This is a genomic window from Sphingomonas panacisoli (assembly GCF_007859635.1).
GTDB classification, from domain to species: Bacteria; Pseudomonadota; Alphaproteobacteria; order Sphingomonadales; family Sphingomonadaceae; genus Sphingomonas; species Sphingomonas panacisoli.
The window spans coordinates 961,672-984,508 of sequence record NZ_CP042306.1 but is presented as its reverse complement, the minus strand read 5'-3'; the positions used below and the strand labels follow the sequence as shown (position 1 = coordinate 984,508).

Genomic DNA, 22,837 nt, shown 5'->3' with positions numbered 1-22,837 from the left:
CGTCGCTTTCGTCGCATGCCACGCTCGCCAGCACCCGCAATCGCGCAGGTTGTCACGATGCAGCGCGTACCCGCCGGTTCAGGCGATATTTCCGTCGGCGACGCAGATCGGCCCAGTTTGGCGATCGGCTGTTTCGCTGCGATTTGCCGCGACCGGCTGGCCGATGAATTGCTGACGTTCTCGCGCATCTGTCCGCAAGTCGATATCGGCGTCCACGAAATGCCGCGCGGCGGCCTGCTGCCCGCGCTGCGCGCCGGCCAGCTCGCTCTCGCGGTCTTGCCGGGCAAGGAAGAACCGGGCCTGTGCTCGATCGAACTGTGGCGAGGGCGCGTGATGGCGGCGATGCCCGCGCATCATCCCCTTACGCGGGGCACGTTCGTTAGCGTTGCCGCGCTGCGCGAGGAGACCATGCTGGTGTCGCGACAGCAGATCGGCAGCGATATGCACCGCTTTCTCGCCGGCCGCATCCTGCCGCTCGGCCCCGCGCTCAGTGCGACGATACTCGACCTCGGCCCGCCGCGTATCCTCCAGCGCGTGGCGCGCGGCGACGGGCTGGCGCTGGTATGCGAAGGACATGTCGGCCTGCTAGACACGGGCGTCGTAGTCCGCCCGGTCGAAGCGCCGGGCGCGGTATTCCCGGTGCGCGCCTATTGGCCCGACATCGACCCGCCATGGCCGGTGTCCGCGTTGATCGGCAGCCTGACCGCGCTCGCGACGGGCGATTAGATCGCGGACCGTCCGTTTTGGTCGCTTCGTCGCGCCGAGCGTCACTTTCGTCGCCTGTCCGCCGCAACGGTCGCGATCCTGCTGACGCGATCGAGTCCGCCGCTAATAGCTCCCGGCAACGAAAGAGCATCCGCTTTTTCGAGCACAAACAGGAGTTCAACATGATGAGAAAATTCGACTTTATCGCGGCCGCCCTAGCCGGCTTTATCACTACGGGCGTCTTGCTAGTCACGTTGCCGGCGTACGCCCAGAGCAGCACGCCGGCAGCGATCGTTGCAGCGGCCAACCGCTGAACGAACCGTCCTTGGCTGTATCCCGTGCAGCCTGCGACGGCGGCATCACTCGCTTGATGGAGGGTCAGATGAAGAACCTTATCTCGGTGTTCTGTGCCGTTGTTCCGCTGGTCATCATGATCAGCGTGAGCTTTGCCAGTTAACGCCAGCGAGGCCGAATTGCGGCGACGTCGGTCCGCTGCACCCAACCCAACGGGATCGATCTTACGGGGCGCGCCACCGGCCGTCCGACCATATCCGGCAGCGACTCGCCGGACGCGACCTCGCCGTGCTGATTTACCTTCTACCCCCCCGAAGGAGCACGGCGGGGTCCATTGCCGCCGGCAGAGCGACTGCCGGCGCCACTACGATGGAGACAGACATGAAGCAGCAACGCGATACCATCTTCGTCCCAGCTGGCAGCGCCGAGCTCCTGAGCATTCTGGGCATGACGCATCACACGATGATAACCCCCGACGAGACCGACGGCCAATTCACCGCGCTCGTCGTCGATATTCCTCCCGAATGCGGCCCGCCGATGCACAGCCATGCAACCGATTCTGAATTCTTTTACGTGCTCGACGGCACGCTCACGCTGAGCGATCCCGATGGAGACATTGAAGCAGGGCCGGGCGACTTCTGCTTCTTGCGCGCCGGCGGCAGTCACGCATTCCGCAACGCGACCGACCGGCCCGTCCGCGCGCTCGTGGTCGTGACACCGGGTGGCGACGCGCATCGCTTCTTCAAGAGCGTTGACGAGACTATCCGCCATGAGGTCGATATGCCCCTGCTGGCCGAACTGGCGGACCGCAGCGGCATCGCCCTCACAAGTTGACCGTAATTCGGTTTAGCGAGAGACTTCCGATCCGCATGCATCGAAGGGTATGGCTACAGGAACTTCACAAATCCTTAGCCCTACCGTTCGATGCCATTGCTGTCGGATTTCAAGTGATGGTCGAGCACCACGGCCGCTTTCGGTAATTGCGCCGCACTCGCTGAATGACGGATTTTAGGGCGCGTAGCCGACGCCTAGCAATCCGCTTGTTCTCTTTCCCTGCGACCGGCATTCGTAGAACGACAGCGCGGAGGGTCGATGTGGGGAAGGATGGCGACAGGGAGCGGCTGATCAAGGAGCGTAGGTTTTTCCTCTTTATCGCCGTCGCGATGTTCGCAGTCATCGTCGTTGGATTTGCGTCTCAACCGCTCACGGGTCGGGTGTGGTTCACAGACTTTCCGTGGCAGGTCCACGTCCACGTTACGGTCTTCTCGTCGTGGATCATTCTTTATGTCGTTCAAAACTGGCTGGTCGTCCGCGGCCAGGCTGCGGGTCTACATCGGCAGCTTGGCTGGGCTGGAACTGCAATCGCCGTGATTATGGTGCCGCTGGGCATCGCTGGCACGATCGCCGCGATTGCACGCGGCGCCATAACCGGCGTCTTTCCGCTCGGGCTGTTCCTCGCGCTCGACGTCCTTCACATGCTCGGCTTTGGTGTGCTGACCTTTGCCGCCATTTGGCTGCGAGGTAGGCCGGCTTGGCACAAGCGGCTAATGTTATGCGGTACGGCGCTGCTCACAGCGCCCGCGCTCAGCCGACTGCTGGGGTTTTTCCACCTTGGCGCTTTTACGCCCGTCGCAGTTATTGCCGGGCTACTGGCATTTGTCGTTGCGGGTATCGTCTTCGATCGAACGGTTTGGCACCGCGTGCACCCCTCTTACTGGTGGGGCCTCGGCGTGATTCTGCTGATCGAGTTATCGATCGTACCTCTGGGCGGAAGCGCACCAATCGTCGCATTCGCCAGAAAGCTGGCCGGCTAAAGCGCGTTAAGACGTTTGCAGCCGGGTGCCTTAGAAGGCAGGTTTTAGCGTCATAAAGACTGCTATCGAACGACCGAAATTGGGGCCCATAGCGGTAGGCCTGCCCTCGCTCCAAGAAGCGGTCAGATATTCGCGACGAACCAAACAACAAATGCTGCCACGCCCAGCAGCGCCAAAGCGAGAAGCACGCGAACGACGGGTGGATCATTTCGAAGCGTTTCGCCGGGCCAGGGTTTTGTCAGAGCAGCGAGCGGTGACACGAACGCCGCGAGGGCACCTGCCACACGGACCCAATCGAGCATCACCCATTGCTTAGCCATGGCGATAGCTTGAGCGTCGGTGATGGTATCCTTTGGCGAGTGCACGCCATGGTAATACAGCGCCGCATTCATCGGCCAAAATGCCACGACTGTAAGGATAAGCAGCAGCAGGATGCCCACGGATGGCAGACAGAGCAGCCAGCGATATCGCCATGGTGTACGCCAACCGGCCGTAAGCGCCGCGAATCCAGCTACGAGCATCGCTGCAGAGAATGGAATGAAGAATATACCTGTGTCGACCGGCCACGTTTTGCCATACGGCATCATGGCAAGCGACGCAGGAGGATTGGCGCTCCAAGCTCCGGCGAGAACCAGAAGGTCGAATAGCTTGGCGCCCAGCAGCGGGCCGCCGACCAAGACCGCCACCCACAAAAAGGCGCGTGTCGTACGCTCTCTATCCATACTGTCCCCTTGTAGCGACTGGCTACATCGCGTGCCCGGCTACCACAAGCGGCCCAGCACCTTTCCACTTAAAGGCTGACGTTGAGAAGCGTCCCGAGTGAACGGCAGCTCTGTGGTCCGCCCAACATCCGCCGAAACGTCTGAGATGGATCGCATATCTGCCAAATAGGTGTTCAGCCGATGAAGTGGCTGCGGAGCCGACCAAAAATCGCAGTAACCTGAGTTAGTTATGTCGCTTGAAGCGGATCGGCATCCGGTCGCCGTCCGTTCAAGCTCTACCTTCCGACACAGGAGCAACAGAATGACCGATCAAAACGACCACAATCAGGGTCAGGGCGGCATGACGGACGAGCCGGGCGGAACGCAATATCCCGGGAGTCAGGGCGGCAAGCCAGACGACGATCAAGCGGGCGGTAGTGGCGCCGATCAGCGCGATAACGAGCTGGACGACGACAATGACGTTTCGGACCAGCCCGACATGCCGATCTACAACTCTGACGGCCAAAATGGCCAGAATGACTTCGCCCACGAGGAGCGGGTCCCGGGGCAGAACGTAGGTCGCGACGAGTAGCTACTGGCCGCGGCGCGCGTCGAGCACTTGACGTGCGCCGGCCCGTAGATGTGCACACAATTCGGAGGCCGATAATGTCAGAGCCGCGAACAACGGGAAATTCTGTGGACGACAAGTCGGCGTTGTCGAATGACGACACCGAACGAAAGCCGGGAAACGACACGCCCGGCGGGCAGCCCGTCGAAAAAGTCGAAGATCGACCCAATGTCGGGACAGTGAAACCCGAAGACTATCCGCACGATCAGCGCGCGAAAGGCGTGACGTAGCACGCATCGATGCCGAACAAGTCGCGAGCGTGGAAGGACGCCCAATGACTGATGAAGCCGAGATCGAACAGGTTCGTCGAACGATCGATGAGGGCCGGGTTCACATCGCCAAGCAGAAGGAAATAATTGCTGAGCGCGAGGCCGCCGGCTCGGATTCGAGTGAGCCGCGGGAGTTCCTGCTACGGCTAGAGGAAGGTATGCAGGGCTACGTTGCTCAACTGGAAACGCTTGAACGGCAGGCGCGCTAGATAATTCGAAATACTACCGCCCCTCGTCGTGGGACACAGGTTCTCATTCCCCGAGCCGACGTGACTTCTGGTCCTCGTGCAAATGGCTGTCATCGCCTTCGCGCTCGGTGCTGCTTTCGTCTTCGCCACCAGACGATGGCTTTTCGCCTTTTTTGTGCGGCTCGGTTTGCGGTTTGCCAGTTTCGTTCGACATCATGTTCTCCAGAAGTTGGTCGTGAATGGCATCGGAGAGCGGCTCATTCCTCTGCTTCATCGACATCGAAGGACCGGCCGGCTTGGGTCAACTTCTGTGCCTTGTGCGGGTCGTCCGCGGCAATCTGATCGGGCTTGATGTCAGGCGTCTTCTTATCAGGTTGGTTGGCGGTCGGTCCGTCCTTAGCGGGCTGATCGCCCTCCTCGACCGCGTGGTCTGGCGGGTCGTTACTTGGGCGTTGCGCGTTCATTGAAGTTCTCCAAGATGGTGCGGCTTCAACGATCGGCTTGATCGGCAGGGCGCAGTAAATCTGCCTGATCGACATCAGTGCCGTCCAGAGGTCGGCAACCAATCAGCTACGATGGGGCCCGTGCCATGTGGCGATGGAGATCAGGGTTGCCGTCGGTCCACCAGACCAGACCGCGCTCGCCAAGCGCCCGCTTCGCCGCATCGGCCGCATCGACCGCATCAGGCACGGTGTCCTCCGCTACCTTGCGGGCAATACGGTCGCAGCCAATTTCACGTTCCCGTCAGGCTATCGATCCTGATCTCGGTCAACACGATTCTCGGAACAGGCTTAGCGACCTGCCGTTGGCATCTTATGCAAAAGGCATTCGGCAAAATACTTACTCAGCTCGGCGTGCTCAGCGCTAATCCGATAGCGTTCACGATTGTGCTGGCGTACTCGGCGGCCTGGATCGTGCTGCAGCCGCATAGCTTCGATTGGCATGCCGTAGCGACGCTCGCGACCTGGCTGATGACGCTGTTCATTCAACGCGCAGAGCATCGTGACACGCAGGCCATCCACGCGAAGCTCGACGAGATTTTGCACAGCCAACCAGGCGCTCGCGACGACATAGCGCGGATCGACCGCCATGAGCCGGAAGAAATTGAGCGAGCGCGTGACGGTAACGATCGACCTGAGCCCGATCGGGCTTAGCGGATAAGCTGCACAGCTGGGCAGCTGTGCAACTAGCGCGAAGCACGCGGCGGTTGGAGTGCTTGAAACTGGAGCGAGGTTAGAGCGTAAACACAAACCGCCATTCTGACCTAAATGGCAACTTTTGGGATTGCTGCACGGGCCGCCGAGTGACCGGAATTGGGGCGCATTCCCGAACGGCAGCCTTTCGATCCCTGAAGATGTAGGCGACCGTCCCGCTGGACAACGCGGCGGGATGCACCAACAAGGGATCTGTCTTCAGATTCAGGGGGATCTACGATGGCTGCCAGGTTCATTGCCCAACAACTGGCAAAACCCGAGGGGCTGGGAGGGAAGTTCATTCGGTTGTTCATGAACCGAGTGAATTCAAAGCTTAACGATTTCGCGGTGGAGCAGCTCAAAGTTGAAACGTCGGACAGGGTTCTGGAGATAGGCTTTGGAGGCGGAGTGACGTTGAAACCGCTGCTATCTCGAGCGCGGTTCGTGTGCGGGGTGGACCCCTCCTCAGATGTTGTGGACGTGGCTCGTCGGCGCTTCGCGACGTTCGTCGAGACAGGCCGCGCAGATTTCCTCGAAGGTACGGCGGAGGCTCTCCCTTTGCCCGACCGAGCATTCGACAAGGTGCTCACCGCGAACACCGTATATTTCTGGGCATCTCTCGAACGCGGGTTGCAAGAAATTAGACGTGTGCTGGCGCCATCAGGTCGGGTGGTGATCGGCTTTACCCCTCAGGTTCGAATGGATCGAATGAACCTGCCGGATGACATTTTCACGTCACGAACCGCAGATGCCATCGAAGAGGCTCTGCGAAACACCGGCTTTATCGACGCTGAAATACGCGCCCCTTGGGGTGAAGATCAGCCCATGGTAGCGACTGCAATCGTCACTGCTTAGGCCTCGCGTTAATCAGCTTCCACAACATTCCGGGCGTTCCGACCGCTAAGTCGAATGGCCGCTTCTAGGCTCGCGAAGGACCGCGAGTAATGACCGACATTAGGGCGCGTAGCCGACTAGCAGATCCGAATGGGCGCGAACGGCGGCTTCCGACCCATAAGTCGTCTTTCGGGCATCAACGGAAGCAGCAAGAAAGTCTTCATCGGCAACGCCTATGAGCGTCACCGGAGAGGCTCGTTGACCAAGACCTCCCGAAGATGGATCGATGGATCAAACGACGCCCCCCCAAACTGAGCTAGCGCGTCGCGCGGTGAGCCGCGCTATTCCGGCGCTAAGCATCGTTATCCTCGCCGTCATGGGCTTATCACTGGCGCTTAGGACGAGCGGCCAGGGCATCGCCCCCAACTATGATGACGGCGGCTCGGCGATCACGATCTCAGTCGCAATAGGCCTAGTCTGTTTCGGCTTGATGTTGGCAACGGCGGCGCGCGAGACGAAGCGCCCGCTCTTCGCATTGGGCTGGTCACTCTTGGTGACGTTCTTTAGTTTCCCCACAATGTTGATCGTCTTCGACGAGGCCCACCAACGTGCCGATTTTGCAGGCTCTCGCATCTCCGAGTACCAAGAATACCTGTCGATCAACTTCGCCCAGATTCACCGCGGCCGAGGTGTCCACTACGAGGTCGGACTCACTGGCCGGAGTGGTCTATTGAATATCGACGAACGAGACTATCGCGCGGCGTTCGGGTCGGCTGAACGGGTCAAGCCGGTCGGATACTGCGTGTTGGCGACAGTGCAAACCGCTCCGATCACTGTCGACAATGGGCCGAATATGCCGATCAGCGCTCGCCGACGGGCGGTGGCTGTGCGCGTGGTCAATGGCTTTGCCCTCCCGGCAGGGAGACTGGTGCGTTGTCCGTGGGTAAGACCGGCAACTCTGCCGACTAAAAAATAACCAGAAACCAATATTGGCCGACACGCGGTTCGACACCATACAAGACCCACGATGGTCGTAACAAACATTGTGTTCGCAAGCGGAATGTCTGCTTCCCACCCAATAACGGACGTTTAGCCACTGTCGATCGGACGGTAGCTTTCGGGCATATTGGTTGCGACGCTGAACGGCCGAATAAAGGGCGCATTGCCGCCGCCGCCAATCGCCGCGATGACAATCACTTCGCTGGGGAGAACACATACTCGTGGCGTGGATCGCGGATAACGAGCGCGTCGCGATCCCTTGTCGGTCGGGCAAGGAACGTCCAACCCCATGTTGCCGGATCGATCATCACGTAACTTGTCGACCCATCCTTGTTCTTCTCCGACCCGACGCGGCTTGAGCCCGAGGGCAAATTGAAGATGAGCTGGGAACCTCGGCGCTCGATCGTCAATTTTCCAAGCACAGGGTTGAAATAGCGCACCGCTAATCGTCGAGCTGCTACAGGATCGACGGGTACCCTAATATCCTTCGCCGACTCCAGCACGTCTGCACGCATGGATGCAGCATCCGCTTTCATGCTCTCCAACGCCTGCGGTCTCGCGCCATATAAGAGTTCGACGAGCATCCGACGCGTCTCGTTCTCTATCTCACGGCCGCTCTGGCTATTCATGAGCAGCACGACGCCGACACCGGCATCCGGCAGGACGAACCAATCCGAGCCCCAGCCAGGCAGCGCACCGCCATGATGAATAATCGACACGCCCCAGCGCGAGATCGTTTCCACACCCATGCCGTATCGGGTGTCCTCGCCATACTCGACGCCACCACGCCTGCGCTCCAACAGCGCATCGCGGCTGACGAAGCGCTGTCCGTTCGACAGCAGCCCCTCGCGCAATTCGTTGAGCGCATAAAGCGCGACGTCGTGCGCGCTCGACCACGCACCTCCGGCAGGCCGCGCAAAATCGATCGCACGCCCAGCGTCGGGTACACCGACCTGCACACTGCCATCGAGAACGACGTCGTGGGGGTACGCATGATCGCCTGCTAGGGCGACTGTCGTATCGAAGGTTGTGTCCTTCATCCCGAGCGGAACGAACACATTTTCTCGCATCGCCCGGTCATAGGCGGCGCCGACTTCCATGTACGGATAGGCCGCGCGTGCCGCGACATAACCGCCAGCGGCGGCCAGCAAATTTGAATATTGATAGACCTCCCCGAATTTGCCGGTCGGCTGCATCGGCGCGAGCAAGTCGAACACCCGGCTCGCCGGCGTTTTCGGTGAGCCACTGATCATCCATTCGAGATCCTGACGAGGCATGCCAGTGCACGCGCAGACCAGATGCCTGACCTTCATCGCTTTTAGGGTTTCGGGATCACCAAGACGAAAACCGGGATATGCTTTCGTCACGGGCTCGTCCCAGGCAAGTTTGCCTTGATCGACCAGCCGAGCAATCAGCAACGTCGTCATGCCCTTGGTGTTCGACGCGATCCTAAACAGCGTATGCGCAGTAATTGGCGATCGACCGCCAACGCGACCGACGCCGAGGCCACCTTCTTCGATGACCCCGTTGCGATCGAAAAATGCATAGCCTATGCCCGGCACGCCATAGGCAGCCATCGCTTGCCGCCAGAAGTCCTTCAGCCGTTCGCGCCGCGCTGCGTCAAACGGGAGCGCGCGTCTGTCGGTAAAATTTTCGGCGGTGACACCGGCCGGTCGCAAAGACTGCATAACTGCGAGGATTGTGCCGCTGCGTTTGCTCAGCGTCGCAACGCTGCCGCGCAACAAGGCGACCGTCCAACGTTGACCGTGGCGCAAGGCAATCGCTCGAATGTTTATACCTGGCGTGGACGCATACTCGATCTGCCATTCCTCATCCCAGCCTTCGCTCGCCGCCGCTTTCGATATGCTGAGCGGCGCGCGCTGCGACGCGGGGTCGATTGTGCTCCACGCCGACTTCGCGGCTCCGCTCGCGTCAGTCGCTTCAGCGTCGTCGACCAAGTCGATAGTGAAATCTTCTTCGGGCGCCAGAAACTCCACCCGGCCCGGGCCCGACGTAGCTTTCCACCCGGTCGGCTCGGTCACCGTCGTCTGCGTAGCGCCCGGGCTACTGGCCGTCGTTTGCGCCAGAAGTGGCGCAGTGCAAAGCGCCACGACCAAGGGGATAAACCTCGAGATCATCCTCGCCCTCCCGCTCTGCATTCCAAACCCCTAGAGGCTAGCATTGCGCGGTATGGACCGTGTCATGTCAAGCAACGCATCTATAACTGAGACGTATTGCCGCCGGCGCTGCGGCGGCGTCGATACCAATGGCCGCTTTTGAGGGTTTGCGCACCGAGCTGTTTCGACCGATATTAGGGCGCTTACCGGCCCACGATCGCTTCAAGCGATGGATCACGTTTCTCGATATATTGCTGCCAAGAAAGGAACGTCGGCACATCTGGTCGTAGGCTGGGCGCGCTACCTTCTTCGCAATAATTGACGGGCGGGCATGGCGCAGTCGAAAAACTGTGCGGGACGTTGGCGAAATGGGCGGCCAAGCCGGAGTTGGGCAGCAACAGATTGCCGCCTTCCGACCAGAAATCCATGCTGTCCCCGACCAGTTCGCCGACGATCTTCACATCGGGGAACTGCCGCCAATAGGCCGCGTGGCTGATCCCGGCGGAGAAGGTCGCGCGGCTGGTGATGACGAACCGCGCCATGCCTTGCGTTCGCTTCGCCAATGTCTCCATCAGGCCCTTGGCGATATCCTGATTGCCGCCGGTATTGAGGCGCAGGTCGAGCACAAAGCGCTTCACAGGGTGCGCGTCAAACATCGCCATCACGCTTTTAGTGAAGGCAGCGACGCTTTGGTCGGGGATTTCCGCGGCACGGTTGTACTGGACATAGAGCGTGGCGCTGTCGGACAGATATTCTTGCCAATAGTTTTTGTCGGGATGGCGCAGATAAAGCGGCGGTGTCGCGGTCCCCAGAACTTGTGGCCAACCGGCCACGGCCATTCCCGGCGCGAGATCCCACCACGCCTCAACCGCGCTATTGGTTTTGGCCGGCGGCATCGCGGGCAGTGTGGCGCGCGGCGGCGCTGCGCAGTCAGCGAGCCCGAACACCGCGCGGTCTGGGCTGGCGGTGATGCCGTATCCCGACAACAGTTCGGCGCTGCCCAACGTGTAGGTCGACATATAGTCCACCCACCCGGCGTTGCCGGCATAAGCGGGCGCGACGATGTCGCGCGCATGGCGCACGTCGACACCTTCGATATCGGTGACGCGGCACCCGAGCAGCGAGGCATATGCCGGGGCGGTGCGAACGATGCGCAGCCCGTCGCTGAACCACCACACTTTGATCGGTAACATCCGCACTTGGGTGCGCACCCGGACGAGATACAGACGCGTATGCGCGTTACGCGCGAGCGCCATCGCCGATGCCATACGTGCCATCACCTGCTGGTCGCTCAGCAGCGGGAGGTCGTGCTTGATCGCTGCGACCGCCTCCGTGAAAGCCAGGCGAGTCGCCGGCGTGAAACTGTGGTCCGCCTTGGGCAGCCGGGTCGCGAGCGCCTCAAGATCCTGCGCCCAAGCCTCGAGGCGATCTCCGGGCTTGGGGTAATTTGGGATACGGTCGAGCGCGAACGACAGGATATTCGATCCCTCGACCAGTTTGCCGACCAATCGCCTGCCTCGCACCGTCGCGGCGATCTTGAGCGATTCCGTCACGGCCGAAAGGCGGCCGCCCGTCGTCGCCACCTTTCCGAGATCAATCGTTTGGCCGAGCACGAACAATTTGGCGGTCGGACCGGTCGCTCCGTTATCGACGTGCAGCAGTAGAAAGACAGGGGGGCCCGTTTTCGGCAGTGCCTCTCCTTCCCATTGCCCCACAGGACCCGAGCCCCCCCGCGGTTGCGTCACAGCTGCGGCGCACAAGGAGGGCGTGGCGGGCAGCAACATTGAGCAAAGCAGCGCCGCTGCCGACCGGATCGCCACCCGCCTGTCCTTTGCCCAACTCCGCAAGATCACCAGATATGCACCCGGTCCGCTGGCGCGAGATACAATTTGTCGCCCGGCTGGATGTTGAACGCTTTATACCAAGGGTCGAAATTACGGACGACGCCGTTGACGCGATACTGGCCGGGCGAATGGACGTCGCCGAGCAGCTTTTGGCGCTGCAGATCGTCCCGCACCTTGATCTGCCACGCTTGGGCATAGGCGAGGAAGAACCGCTGATCGCCAGTTAGCCCATCAATCACCTTCGCCTTGCCATGTTTTGCTTGGTATCGCTGATATGCCCTATAGGCCGTCTCCATGCCGCTCAAGTCGCCGATATTCTCGCCGAGCGTCAGCTTGCCGTTGATCTTGGTACCGGGGACGGGCTCGTACTGGTCGTATTGCGCAGCGAGTGCAGAAGTGTGCGCGACGTACGCCGCTTTGGACGCATCGCTCCACCAGTTCTCGAACTTGCCGGTCGGGCCGAACCGACTGCCTTGGTCGTCAAACCCGTGCCCCATCTCGTGACCAATGATCGCCCCAATCCCACCGTAATTGACGGCAGCATCAGCGTTCGGGTCGAAGTAGGGCGGCTGCAGGATAGCCGCCGGAAATGTAAGCTGATTAGCAAGCGCGCTGTAATAGGCATTCACCGTTTGCGGCGTCATGCCCCAAAGCGTCCGATCGACTGGCCTTGTATAGCGCGATAAGGCTAGCCGATGTTGAAAATCGGCCGATCGCAGCGCGGTGCCGAGCAGGTCGTTGCGATCGACCCGGAGAGAACTGTAATCGATATAATTACTGGGATAGCCAATTCGCGGCTCGAACGCTGCCAGCTTGGCGAGTGCCGCTTTCTTCGTCCCGTCATCCATCCAGGCGGACGCGCCAATTTTATCTGCGTAGGCAGCACGCAAATTCTCAACCAACTCGGTCATTTTTGCTTTGCTGGACGCCGGGAAATACTTCTCAGCATAGATCCGTCCAACCGCTTCGCCGAGCGCTGCATTCACTAGCTGCACGCCTCTTTTCCACCGTTCGGGTTTTTCTTGGACACCGCCGAGCGTCCGAGAATAAAAGTCGAATTGGGCGTCGTCGAACGCCTTGGGCAGCAGGACTGCTCGATCTCCAATAAAGTGGAATGCCAAATAGTCCTTCCAAGTTTGGAGCGGGGTTGCGGTCATGATTCTGCCCATTGCGGTCAGCGCGGTATTGTTCGCCATCAGCACTGTCGGCGTCTTGTCGAACCCGGACGTCCTGAGCAGCAGCGCCCAGTCGAAATCGGGTGCCTTAGCCTTGAGACCTGCAAGCGTTTCGGGGTCATTCAATTTGGCGAGGTCGCGGCTGCGCTCAGGCGACCATTGCTCCTTGGCCATCGCGGTCTCGAGCGCAAAAATCGCAGCCGCCTTGGCGCCGGCATTGGGAATGCCCGCGAGCCCCAGGATCTTCACGATATAGGCTTTGTATGCTGCACGGAGCCCGTCATATTTTTCGCCCTCGAGCAGATACATGTCGCGTGTCATGCCCAGGCCGCCTTGGCCTACGATCGCCGTGTAATGCGTCGGGTCGGCGAGGTTGGGTATCGACCCGATCGAGACCGGCGAGGCGTAGCCGGTCGTCGCAAACAACGTCTGCAACCCGGTCAAATCATTCACGGCCGCGATCCGCGCGAGATAGGGCTGAAGCGGAGCAGTTCCCTTCGCTTCGATCGCAGCCTCATCCATCCAGCTCGCGAAAAAATCGCCGATCTGTTTGCCTGCCGCTCCGTACGCCGCAGGGTTCGCGGCCATATCGACTAGGAGGCTATGGACGTTGACCTCAGCATCGTCGGCAATTTGGTTCCCGTAGCCCACCGCACCCTTGTCAGCGGGAATTTCCGTCCGCTTCGCCCAAGCGCCGTTCGCATAGCTCCAGAAGTCGTCGCCCGGTCGGACACTTTTGTCTTCGGACGTCAGATCAACCCCGAACGCCCCGTATTTTGGTTTGGTCGACTGCCCGATTGTAGGAAGTGTGAGCGCGAGAGCGGCCGCTCCTAAGGATAGGCGGACCAGTGTGACGGATTTCATTCGAAGAACTCCCAAGCGTGTATCGGCGTCGGCCTAAGCGGCTTTGAGGATTCCGACTTGTGAGATTTTGCGCGTTTCGCCAGACAGGGAACGAAATTGACTGTGGTTTCCAACGATTGGGCTCGACCTGTGTGCGTATCTGAGGTACAAAGCGCTTTCCGGCGACGGCGAAGGATCGGCGCGCCGTGATCGAAATGGTCCAGATGCGACGCCATGGCGCCGGATCGGCTGGTCCGTCATCCGGCAAGTTCGTGGTGTCTGCACTGCCGCCGGGCGAGAGCGCGGTCCAGTCGCTATCACCCTCGATCAAGGTGGTCATCGAAGGCGAAGAAATTCACGAGATCGACGGCCGCCCTTACGTCGTGCGGCCCGGCCAGATGCTGCTTGTCGATCGCGGCCCGCCGTCACGCGCAACCGTGCGGCGAAATCAACAGACGCTGGGCTTGTGCATCTATCTGCCGTCGAGCGGCAATGATGGATTCGATCCGAATCTGGTCTTGCCGCGCGCGATTCTGCAATCGACCGACTCTAACTCGCTCGGCCGCCTGATCGCGGACTATGCCGCACGCTTGCATCGAGGGCGAGGCGATGCACAGCTACCAGCCACGATGATGGCGCAGGTAAGCGCGTCGCTAGGGGACGTACTGTCCAGTGCGGGACGTTCGATCGGCGCGTTGGACGTGAAGAAAGCTTCGACGCGTCAAGAAATCTATCATCGGCTCGAAGTCGCGCGGGCGCTTCTCCACGGGAATATCGACCGGGTGGTACCGCTTGACGAGTTGGCGCGCTCGGCCGGTCTGTCCGGATTTCACCTGACGCGTTATTTTGCCGCCGCCTATGGCGCGCCGCCGGCCCGCTACCACCGCACGCTGCGGCTCGAACGGGCAGCGCAGCGTCTGCGCGTTACCAACTTGGCGATTACCGAAATAGCCCTCGACGCGGGTTATGCCGAGTTGAGCGCATTCACCCATGCCTTTCGTCGCGAATATGGCTGTGCGCCAACCGCGATCGAACGTCCTCGCAAGCGTCCTTGCTAAAACCCGCAATCAAGGCGTCGGTCGTTCGCCCGGCGTGGTGAAGCTTCGGGTTCGTACCGGCGGACTTGCCATGCTGTCGCGGATCCAAGCGACGATCGGCTCCAACACCTTCGGATTGAACATACCGAACTTCAGCCCGCCGGCTGACATGTTGCGCCGGCGAAACGCGTCGCGATCGCCGACCAGATCCATCGCATGCATTGTATCGGGAACCGACATGAACCGCGCCGTTCCAGGTCGATACCAGTTGACGACTTCGGCGATCATCCGTTGGTCGGTGTCGAAAAGCGCAACCTCATCGCTGGCCCCATAAAGCGACAGCACGTTGCTCTTCGCGTCGCGCCATGCCTTGATCAGCGGCAGACCGGGCAGGTCCTGCGCAAAGACATAGCTTCGGCCGAACGCATGGTTGCCGCCGTCCCACCCGACCATCTCTCTCAGTGCCTGCGCCGCGGCGGGATCGGCCGCCACTATCCGCTCGGGGGACCAGCGATCGAGGTAGAAGTGACGTAGAATTACGGCTCGCTTAGCGTATTTCGCTTCCTCGTCCACCGGATCGGCGCCATTGATCAGGAAGTTCTGGAATACCGCTAGATCGTCCGAATAGGCGGCCCAGTCTTTCAGTACGGTGCCATACACGGCGACCCCGCGGGGCGGATTTTCCGCCGCGAGCATTGGCGCCTGGAGGCCACCTAGCGAATGGCCGTACAGGAAAATGCGATCGGGCGAGACGCCGAGGTCCTGGACGAGATGATGGTACGCCGTGCGATACGCGTCGAGTTCGGTTGCATAATCGATGTCTTCACAACGCACCCCACCCCGACTGTCGCCCATGCCGGGCTTCTCGACCCGGTAAAATCCGATGCCAGCGTCGGCGAACCCCTTTGCCAGTCCGCCGTACAGGCCGAACGGATCACCCGCCTCGATGCTTGCGCAGGTATAGCCCTGCAAAAAGAACACGACCGGTGCATCGGGCCGCCCGGCGGGCATGACCAGGATGTCGCGGATGGCGCCGCCTTTAAAGGCATAGGCGCCGTATTTAACCGTCGCGTTGGGGTAACTTTCAAGCGGACGAGACGCAGCCTTGCCATTCGCGGTTCGATTGGCGTCGCCGCGCCGATAGTCGATGCGGATGGGATCGCCGCCGCGCAGCGGCTCCATCGCGCGCACCACTGCGAGCGGATTGTCAGTTGGCTGGCCATCTATCGATACGATTATGTCGCCCGAAGTGATGCCGAGTTGCTGCGCGGTTGCGCCCGGCAGCACCTCGAGAATCGCGACCCCGCCTGTTGCAGGGCCGAGTTTCGCGCCGAGCGCGGCGCGGCGCGGCAACGTCTGCGCGTGGACGGGCGAGCACGGAAGCGCGAGAGCCAAAGCAGCAATGACTAGAGTCGCGTGGGAGACGGTTTTCATGCGCCCAGCATATCGTCCTGATGCGCAACATCCTTGTTGAATCTTGCGCGTTTTGTAGGACATCCGCACTGCCGCAGGATCAAATGACCGAGCGTCCCGTGCCGACAAACGCGCAAGATCGCGCAAGGCAGGATAGATTGATCATACTACTCTACCTAGCGTAAAAGTCGCTCGTTTGCAGCTCCTCCATTTACGCATCCGCTACAGCACCGAGCTGCTATCTGCGGCTGCTTAGGAGCCCTAAACAGCGTTTCAAAGGAGAGGACCTAGATCATGGCCACGGCAGCGGCCGCAGCAATTGCAAAGGCGCGGCGCGATATTCAGCACGAGTTTTTCAGTCGAGATGCCGTGCGACCGGAACGCGCAATTTCTATTCAACTCAATCGGCACATCCAACGTCGGGTTTTTGCACGATGGCAACGCGAGGGCATCATTCGCGAAGAGGCCGGTCGCTACTGGCTCGATGTGGTCGCCTATGACGTCGATCTGCGCAAACGACATAAGCGAGTGCTATTTGCGTTGTTTATCATCATTTTACTGACCCTCGTCGGTTTAGCCGCGGGTCTTCTGCGGCCAATCTTATAGAGACGATGCTGGCTTGGACCTCACCGTCGCCCAGATGTGGTGGTGGCGGGCTCTGAAAAGTCGTGTTCGACGTCTTGAGGCTCAGACACAGATAAGTTGGGGCAGGTCCGCGAGACACTCCTTCTAGTCTGCCAACCCCTCTAGCACAGCGGTAAGTTGTTCATCTGACTCCGAGGATTATTTATGTTCATGCCTCTATTGTTGCTCGCCCAAGTGGTTGCACCTTCTCCGGCCCTACCCGAAAAACCGATTATTTTACCGCCCAAAGCCGCCCCCGTCACCGGCGCGATCGACCAGGTTTCCTTAGGGCCGATCTTTCGACAGCCCTTCATGTGCATGGACCATTGGTTCGGACAACTGGAGTATGCGGGCGACGCGCTTGGGACCGACTGCATGATCGGCGGAGGCGTCGACGGGATAAATGGGTTTACCAAGCTTTATCGTACTGATGGAAGGACTAATGAAGACTGGTACGGTTGGCGAGCGGAAGTGCTCGCGCCGGTGAGTGGTAAGGTCGTAGGTTTACTTGGAAAGTCGACCAGCAACGTTCCGGGTACCATGGGAAAGCCGCCTGCAGCGATGGTTCAAATTCTGACCGCCGACGGCGTTGTGATCGTCCTAGCGCATCTCACCGATTTCCGTGTAAAAAAGGGTGATCGAGTTATCGCGGGACAAGTCATCGCCCTTGACGGCAACAATGGCATGGCGCGTAGCCCGCACGTGCACGTTGGCGCATGGCGGCTTAGGGATAATGTCCCGTTACAAATCCGCTGGGACTTGCGCGCGATGGCGGCGACGCTGTCGGGCGGTTGACGGCGCTTAGGGAAGCGGCTCGATTCGATCAGAAAAGTCAAAGACTGCAGACTAGCTGACATTTTTGATTTTGAGTTCGCTGGCTCCCGGTGAACAAATCAGCGGTCCAGCGCTAGCTGGCTCGCTGAGGTTCCAAAATGACGACCGCTTTCGGGGCGAGCTCGTACGTTTTCGAGCGTCCGTAATTGGGGCGCATTTCGGACTGGCTAATAGGTCGCTCAACAAGCTACCCATCGGCATAAACGCGAGACCTCGGCTCAAGCCGTCGCCGGCTGTGCTACTCTTCGCCCCGCGTGGACGTTCCAACCTATGAGCACTGTCGTTGCGCCCGCGATGAGCCCGAATGCCAAGAAGACGGTAAGTGGTAGCGAGCCAATCGCCACAAACAGTCTGCCCCAGGCGCTACCGGTCGCCAGCGTCTCAAAGCTGACAATCTGAACAACCACTACTCCGAGCGCGACGGCCCAAGGACGACCCGCCGATTGATTGGTGCGCCATAACCATAACGCGAAGCCGGCGGCGATAAGGTTGGCCAGCTGCACTCCTGGCCCAAACAACGGAAAGTCTTGCGGTCCACGTATGGTCAGGCCGGGCACAGTCTGATTGATCACTCTACCTAATACGGGACTTACCAGCGGCAGAGCGGTCGATAGCATGTAACCAGCGTGCAGGCGCACGTTACGACGGTGCCGAAGTGCCATGCCTGCCGCATACAATACCGCGCCAAAGGCGAGCAGATCTAGGAAGCCGAGACGAGCGCCCCACAACGCGTAGAACGGGTCGCCACCGACCGTGCTGGCGGCCATCGAATAAATGACGCCCATCGCACCAGCGCCGAACAATGGGATGGCGACAAAAGTGGCCTTCCCTACGATACGATGCGCGCCGAACTGGCGTCGATCTACAGTCCAACTTTGCGCCAGAAGGAGAAGCATCCACAGCGAAGCCGTGAGCCCATGAATATGAAAACCAGAAGGCGCGCGCGCAAATATCCCGAAATAGCTGCGCCAAAAGGCGAATAAGGTTGCTGCAATCAGCGCAACGATAAACAGCCAAGCGCGACGGTACGGCATGCTTTCCCCCAAGCCATCTATTGCGATCGCTATCATCAACAGCCTGACGGTGTCTATCGGCGAGGGAGCACTCGTCGCGAACGCCAGCAAATACGAACGATTTCCGATTGATTTCGGAGATTGCCGGATCGTCATCGAACGACCGAAAGTGGGGCAAAGGTGCTCGACCGGTAGGCTGCCAATCCTCCACTTGCTTTGCCGTGGCGAATATCTTTACCGCGCTATCGGCTGTGGGAGGTATGCGTGAGTGTAGCGATGACATGGTGGCCAGTCAGTCCACCGCTCGCCCAGTTAGTCGATTGGATTTACGTATTTCGGGCGTCCGGGCCAAACAACCAAGCGATAGCCGGAGCGCTCTTGCCGCAAGTGCAATGGCGGCTGGCCGGCGACTACGCGTGGCGCTGCCGCGACGGCGTCGACCAGCCGATTCCGAATGTCGCAGCGCTTGGCCCCTCGGCCGCCGCCATTTCGTTGTTGACGTCGGGCGAGACCGTGGTGGTCGGGACCGGTCTGTTTCCTGAAGGCTGGGCGACGCTTTTGCCTATGGCAGCCGGCGATGTTGTTGAAAAGGTATTCGATCTGGCCGCGGTCTGGGGCACTTCTTCACTTGATCCCCTAGAGTGCGATCCCGCGTCGGATGACCGGATATTGGCAGCAGCGGTCGAGGAGGTTTTGCTAAAGGTTCTGAACCGCGCTGCCGATCCGGACCCGCGCATCGCGTTGATTGGTGCTTGGGCAAACGGCGAAGTCCACGACATCGACGCGCTCGCGGCAACCCTCGGTGTATCCATGCGGCAAGCGCAGCGGATGACGACTGCGGCATGTGGCCTGCCGCCGAGGTTGCTCGCGAACAAACACCGGATGCTCAGGGTCGCGGCAGAGCTGGCGGCTGGTATCGACAACAGGCGCGAGGTCTGGACCAGCGGCTATGCGGATCAACCGCACTTCAATCGCGATTTCAAACGCTTTGTTGGCGTAAATCCGACACGGTTCCTGCAAGAACCAAATCTGTTGGTGCGGGATGTCATGCGGGTCCGGCAGGCTATCGCGTCGCGGCATCCTCTGGGTCTGTCACCAGAAATAGAGAAGGCTCAATAATCGGAGGGGAGGCCCGCTGCGCGCAAATTCACTGCCGTCGAAAAAGTGCCCCCGCAGGACTATGTGACGATGGTCTTTCAGCTGGTTGGCTGGACATGATCACCGGCAGTGTTTTGGGTCAGGCCCGCCAGCATTGAATGGCTGGATTTAGGGCGCGCACCAGCTTCGGCTCAACCCAACGGTCGTCTAGCGCGAGACCGGAACGCCTATCAGTATCAGCCTATTTCGCGAATGCGTGCGAGGCGATGAAGTCTACTACTTTGCTGCCGTTTGACGTGCTCGGGACGATGATATCGAAATGGTCGGCGCCAGCCGGGACGAGTTCTTCGGTGGGGTCACCCGATGCCTTAGCCGCCGCCACGTAACTTTTCATCAGCGGTCCAAGTTCGCCCTCTACTATCAGTTGGCGCATGCCAAGCGGAAGGTGATCGGCCGGCGATGCAATCCGATAGCGTTCCGGCTGATCAGCAGGCGTTCCGCCCATGAAAGGCGCGATCACCGGTTTGCCGCACACCATTGCGTCCATTCCCACGAAGGGGGCGAGCGATCCGGGGCCGTCGATCACGACGACCGAGCGGGGCTTGATCGTCGTGGCATTGCCCCACGGCGAACCAAGCTGGGTGCGCGAGGCGGCCCAAAGCGCAAGATGTGCGCCTGCCGAATGGCCCACGAAGGTGATCCGCTTAAGATCGAACGAATATTTCTTGGCCAGAACCGGTAGATAGTCGATCGCCTTTGCCACATCCTGAAACGTGCCCGGCCAGCCGGCCCCGGGATCGCCGATCTGACTGTATTCGATATTCCACACCGCGATCCCGCGCTTGGCCAGGGCATCGGCTAGCGGCTCGAACGACTTGCGGGTAGCGTAACCTCGCGTCCAGCAGCCGCCGTGGATAAGAACCGCGACGGGAAACGGCCCCTTGCTCGCCGGCAGCCGGACGGTGCCGCTGCGCAACGCGTCATCACCATATTGCACCGTAGCGGTAGGTAATGGCAGTGACGCGACCGCCGCCGCGAGCAGCTTCATCGACGCCTCATCGTCTGCGCTCGCCGGCCCCGCGGCAAGAAGGGCAGCAGCAATCGCTACGTAATACCGTTTCAAGCGCTTTCTCCCATCAAACTCAACGACGGACTGGTCACCAAATTTTCACGCGATCAGCGGGCGCCAACGCCATCTTTCCAGACTTAATCCCAAACGCTGCATACCAGGCATCGACATTGCGCACCGTCATGGCGCGGTAGCGGCCCGGCGGATGTGGATCGTTGGTGACCTGATCGCGCAGGTCTTCTGGACGCTGAAGTTCGCGCCAGGTCTGCGCGAAGCTCATGAAAAACCGCTGATCGCCTGTCAGGCCACCAAGAATCGGTGCGGGCTTTCCGCCCAGGCTGGCATGATAGGCGTCCAGCGCGACCAGCAGACCGCCTAGGTCGGCGGTAGTCTCGCCGAGCGTCAGCCGGCCGTTAATGTGCATACCTGGCGCGGGTACATAGGCATCGAATTCGGCCGCGAGCTTTCCTGTAGCCGCCTCGAACGCTTTCACGTCAGCGGGCGTCCACCAGTCGGACAATCGTCCGTTCTCATCGAGCTTGGCGCCCTGGTCGTCGAAGCTGTGTGTGATCTCGTGCCCGATCACCGCACCGATCGATCCATAATTGACGGCGGGATCGGCGTTTGGGTCGAAATGCGGCGGCGCAAGAAATGCTGCGGGGAAGATGAGCTTGACTTGCGCGCCGGCGTTGAAGGCATTGACCGTCTGCGGCGTCGCCGTGATGCTCCATTCGCCACGGTCTACGGGCTTGTCTAACTTGCCGATCCACCGGTCATATTCGAACTGCGCTGCGCGGACGTAGTTTCCGTAAGCGTCGCCGCGAACCACGGTGAAGCCCGAATATTCGCGCCAGTGATCGGGATATCCGACCTGGATGAGTAAGTTCGCGAGCTTCTTCTCTGCTCGTAATTTGGTCTGCGGCGCCATCCAGTCGAGGCGATCGATCCGCGCCGCCATTGCCGTGCGCAGCTGATCGACCATCGTCAGCATCGCGGCTTTGGAGCTGGCCGGGAAATACTGCGCGGCATAAACCTTGCCGACGGCGTCACCCAGCGCGACGTTCGTGAACGCGACGGCGCGCTTCCACCGCGCGCGAAGCTGCGGCGTGCCGCTGAGCGCCTTGCCGTGATAGGCAAAGTCGGCGTCCACAAACGCTTTGGACAGCATCGGGGCGGCGTTGCCGATTACCCGAAGCGCCAGATAATCCCGCCAGGTTTCGATGGGGGTATTAGGCACGAGCTTGGCGAAGCCGGCCATGGCCGATGGCTCGCTCACGACATAATTCGACCGCCCTCCCAGCTTGGCCTCTTTGAGATAGGTCGCCCAGTCAAATCCGGGCGCGGCTGCCTCGAGTTGCGGCAATGTCATCAGATTATAGGTCTTGGCGACATCGCGGGTCGCGGCACGATCCCACTGACTTGCGGCAATTCTACCTTCCAGCGTGATCACGCGATCGACCCTCGCCGGGTCGTCAGTCCATCCGGCAAGATGGAACATCGCGATCGCATAGTCGCGATACGCGGAACGCATCTTCACAATGTCGGGGTCGGTACTAGTGTAGTAGCTCTTATCCGGCAGTCCGAGGCCGCCTTGATCAAACCCGGAGATGTGCCGAGATGGGTCTTTTAGGTCGGGTCCAACACCGGGGGCGATGGGAAACGCCGATTGCGGTTGGCCGAACGTCGCCGGCGCCATGCTACGCTCCAGACGCGCCATCGTCGCGGCAAGCTCGCGCGGGTTATTGACCGCGGCGACCAGCGCCAACTCAGGCGAGAGCGGCGACTTGCCTTTCGCTTCGATCGCGGCCTCGTCCAAGTAGCTGGCATAATAATCGCCGACCTTGCGCTCGCTGTCGGACTTGGGAGACGACCCCGCCGCTTCGTCTATCGCACGCACGCGCAGCATCGTGTCATCGTTGATCCGCAGGCTCTCGCTATACCAAGAACGATCGGCGGGGATAGTTGCCGTCGCATACCATTTGCCATTTACGTAGCTTGGAAAGTCATCTCCTGGCGCGATCGTTGGATCGTTTGCCGTCGTGTCTATCCCGAACCTGCCGAACATCGGCTTGTCCGGCGTAGCGGCGGCGAACGCCGCCCCTGACAACGACAGAGTAACAGCTAACGCGAAGCGGCGTAGCATCA

Annotated in this window: 23 protein-coding genes; 13 read left to right on the top strand and 10 right to left on the bottom strand. The window is 60.4% G+C overall.

Annotated elements, in window-relative coordinates; genetic code table 11:
- The first annotated feature begins 57 nt into the window (after window positions 1-57).
- From FPZ24_RS05005 to FPZ24_RS04995, 3 genes are all read left to right on the top strand, one after another.
- Window positions 58-726 carry a LysR family substrate-binding domain-containing protein gene (locus FPZ24_RS05005; protein WP_186729071.1) on the top strand — a complete coding sequence of 223 codons (669 nt, stop codon included), beginning with the start codon at window positions 58-60 and terminating at the stop codon, window positions 724-726.
- A 654-nt stretch (window positions 727-1,380) separates the two neighbouring features.
- Window positions 1,381-1,833: a cupin domain-containing protein gene (locus FPZ24_RS05000; protein ID WP_186729069.1), complete on the top strand. Its 453-nt coding sequence runs from the start codon at window positions 1,381-1,383 to the stop codon at window positions 1,831-1,833.
- Window positions 1,834-2,093: 260 nt separating this feature from the next.
- On the top strand, window positions 2,094-2,813 hold the full coding sequence (locus tag FPZ24_RS04995; RefSeq protein WP_146570001.1) for a hypothetical protein: 720 nt from the start codon (window positions 2,094-2,096) through the stop codon (window positions 2,811-2,813).
- 122 nt (window positions 2,814-2,935) lie between these two features.
- Here FPZ24_RS04995 and FPZ24_RS04990 read toward each other — a convergent pair whose 3' ends face one another.
- Window positions 2,936-3,535: an anthrone oxygenase family protein gene (locus FPZ24_RS04990; protein ID WP_146570000.1), complete on the bottom strand. Its 600-nt coding sequence runs from the start codon at window positions 3,533-3,535 to the stop codon at window positions 2,936-2,938.
- Window positions 3,536-3,836: 301 nt separating this feature from the next.
- Here FPZ24_RS04990 and FPZ24_RS04985 point away from each other — a divergent pair, with 301 nt between their 5' ends.
- The 3 genes from FPZ24_RS04985 to FPZ24_RS04980 all read left to right on the top strand — a co-directional run bounded on the left by FPZ24_RS04985 (window position 3,837) and on the right by FPZ24_RS04980 (window position 4,620).
- On the top strand, window positions 3,837-4,106 hold the full coding sequence (locus FPZ24_RS04985; RefSeq protein ID WP_146569999.1) for a hypothetical protein: 270 nt from the start codon (window positions 3,837-3,839) through the stop codon (window positions 4,104-4,106).
- 104 nt (window positions 4,107-4,210) lie between these two features.
- Window positions 4,211-4,372: a hypothetical protein gene (locus FPZ24_RS17055; RefSeq protein ID WP_186729246.1), complete on the top strand. Its 162-nt coding sequence runs from the start codon at window positions 4,211-4,213 to the stop codon at window positions 4,370-4,372.
- Between the two features lie 44 nt (window positions 4,373-4,416).
- Window positions 4,417-4,620 (top strand): hypothetical protein, encoded by a 204-nt coding sequence (locus tag FPZ24_RS04980; RefSeq protein WP_146569998.1) that lies wholly within the window; start codon window positions 4,417-4,419, stop codon window positions 4,618-4,620.
- A gap of 43 nt (window positions 4,621-4,663) precedes the next feature.
- On the opposite strand, the gene FPZ24_RS04975 is transcribed toward FPZ24_RS04980, so the two are convergent.
- Window positions 4,664-4,879, bottom strand: coding sequence for a hypothetical protein (locus FPZ24_RS04975; RefSeq protein ID WP_146569997.1), 216 nt, complete (start codon window positions 4,877-4,879; stop codon window positions 4,664-4,666).
- Window positions 4,857-5,138 carry a hypothetical protein gene (locus tag FPZ24_RS04970; protein WP_146569996.1) on the bottom strand — a complete coding sequence of 94 codons (282 nt, stop codon included), beginning with the start codon at window positions 5,136-5,138 and terminating at the stop codon, window positions 4,857-4,859. Before FPZ24_RS04970 ends, FPZ24_RS04975 begins: the two co-directional genes overlap by 23 nt.
- 276 nt (window positions 5,139-5,414) lie before the next feature.
- Here FPZ24_RS04970 and FPZ24_RS04965 point away from each other — a divergent pair, with 276 nt between their 5' ends.
- The 3 genes from FPZ24_RS04965 (at window position 5,415) to FPZ24_RS04955 (ending at window position 7,602) form a co-directional block, all read left to right on the top strand.
- Window positions 5,415-5,753, top strand: coding sequence for a low affinity iron permease family protein (locus FPZ24_RS04965; protein WP_146569995.1), 339 nt, complete (start codon window positions 5,415-5,417; stop codon window positions 5,751-5,753).
- Window positions 5,754-6,032: 279 nt separating this feature from the next.
- On the top strand, window positions 6,033-6,647 hold the full coding sequence (locus FPZ24_RS04960) for a class I SAM-dependent methyltransferase (protein ID WP_146569994.1): 615 nt from the start codon (window positions 6,033-6,035) through the stop codon (window positions 6,645-6,647).
- 265 nt (window positions 6,648-6,912) lie between these two features.
- The gene (locus FPZ24_RS04955) at window positions 6,913-7,602 is read left to right on the top strand and encodes a hypothetical protein (RefSeq protein WP_146569993.1); all 690 of its coding nucleotides are present in this window, start codon (window positions 6,913-6,915) and stop codon (window positions 7,600-7,602) included.
- A gap of 217 nt (window positions 7,603-7,819) precedes the next feature.
- Here the strand turns inward: FPZ24_RS04955 and FPZ24_RS04950 are convergent, their stop codons facing one another.
- The 3 genes from FPZ24_RS04950 to FPZ24_RS04940 form a co-directional block, all read right to left on the bottom strand.
- The gene (locus FPZ24_RS04950; protein WP_186729066.1) at window positions 7,820-9,667 is read right to left on the bottom strand and encodes a serine hydrolase domain-containing protein; all 1,848 of its coding nucleotides are present in this window, start codon (window positions 9,665-9,667) and stop codon (window positions 7,820-7,822) included.
- A 278-nt stretch (window positions 9,668-9,945) separates the two neighbouring features.
- Window positions 9,946-11,325 (bottom strand): hypothetical protein, encoded by a 1,380-nt coding sequence (locus FPZ24_RS04945; protein WP_146569991.1) that lies wholly within the window; start codon window positions 11,323-11,325, stop codon window positions 9,946-9,948.
- A 266-nt stretch (window positions 11,326-11,591) separates the two neighbouring features.
- The gene (locus FPZ24_RS04940) at window positions 11,592-13,625 is read right to left on the bottom strand and encodes a M13 family metallopeptidase (protein WP_146569990.1); all 2,034 of its coding nucleotides are present in this window, start codon (window positions 13,623-13,625) and stop codon (window positions 11,592-11,594) included.
- Between the two features lie 194 nt (window positions 13,626-13,819).
- Between FPZ24_RS04940 and FPZ24_RS04935 the strand changes: the two genes are divergently transcribed.
- On the top strand, window positions 13,820-14,662 hold the full coding sequence (locus tag FPZ24_RS04935) for a helix-turn-helix domain-containing protein (RefSeq protein ID WP_240047685.1): 843 nt from the start codon (window positions 13,820-13,822) through the stop codon (window positions 14,660-14,662).
- 9 nt (window positions 14,663-14,671) lie between these two features.
- Here the strand turns inward: FPZ24_RS04935 and FPZ24_RS04930 are convergent, their stop codons facing one another.
- The gene (locus FPZ24_RS04930) at window positions 14,672-16,138 is read right to left on the bottom strand and encodes an alpha/beta fold hydrolase (RefSeq protein WP_146569988.1); all 1,467 of its coding nucleotides are present in this window, start codon (window positions 16,136-16,138) and stop codon (window positions 14,672-14,674) included.
- A 210-nt stretch (window positions 16,139-16,348) separates the two neighbouring features.
- On the opposite strand from FPZ24_RS04930, the gene FPZ24_RS04925 reads away from it, so the two are divergent.
- Entirely contained in the window at window positions 16,349-16,660 is a 312-nt protein-coding gene (locus FPZ24_RS04925) for a hypothetical protein (protein ID WP_146569987.1), read from the top strand.
- Between the two features lie 183 nt (window positions 16,661-16,843).
- Entirely contained in the window at window positions 16,844-17,473 is a 630-nt protein-coding gene (locus tag FPZ24_RS04920) for a M23 family metallopeptidase (RefSeq protein WP_146569986.1), read from the top strand.
- Between the two features lie 257 nt (window positions 17,474-17,730).
- Here FPZ24_RS04920 and FPZ24_RS04915 read toward each other — a convergent pair whose 3' ends face one another.
- Window positions 17,731-18,681 carry a hypothetical protein gene (locus tag FPZ24_RS04915; protein ID WP_146569985.1) on the bottom strand — a complete coding sequence of 317 codons (951 nt, stop codon included), beginning with the start codon at window positions 18,679-18,681 and terminating at the stop codon, window positions 17,731-17,733.
- A 108-nt stretch (window positions 18,682-18,789) separates the two neighbouring features.
- On the opposite strand from FPZ24_RS04915, the gene FPZ24_RS04910 reads away from it, so the two are divergent.
- The gene (locus tag FPZ24_RS04910; protein WP_146569984.1) at window positions 18,790-19,644 is read left to right on the top strand and encodes a helix-turn-helix domain-containing protein; all 855 of its coding nucleotides are present in this window, start codon (window positions 18,790-18,792) and stop codon (window positions 19,642-19,644) included.
- A 220-nt stretch (window positions 19,645-19,864) separates the two neighbouring features.
- On the opposite strand, the gene FPZ24_RS04905 is transcribed toward FPZ24_RS04910, so the two are convergent.
- Window positions 19,865-20,671: an alpha/beta hydrolase gene (locus FPZ24_RS04905; protein WP_146569983.1), complete on the bottom strand. Its 807-nt coding sequence runs from the start codon at window positions 20,669-20,671 to the stop codon at window positions 19,865-19,867.
- Between the two features lie 109 nt (window positions 20,672-20,780).
- Complete coding sequence (locus FPZ24_RS04900; protein WP_240047684.1) at window positions 20,781-22,757, bottom strand: M13 family metallopeptidase; 1,977 nt, start codon at window positions 22,755-22,757, stop codon at window positions 20,781-20,783.
- Window positions 22,758-22,837 lie beyond the last annotated feature (80 nt).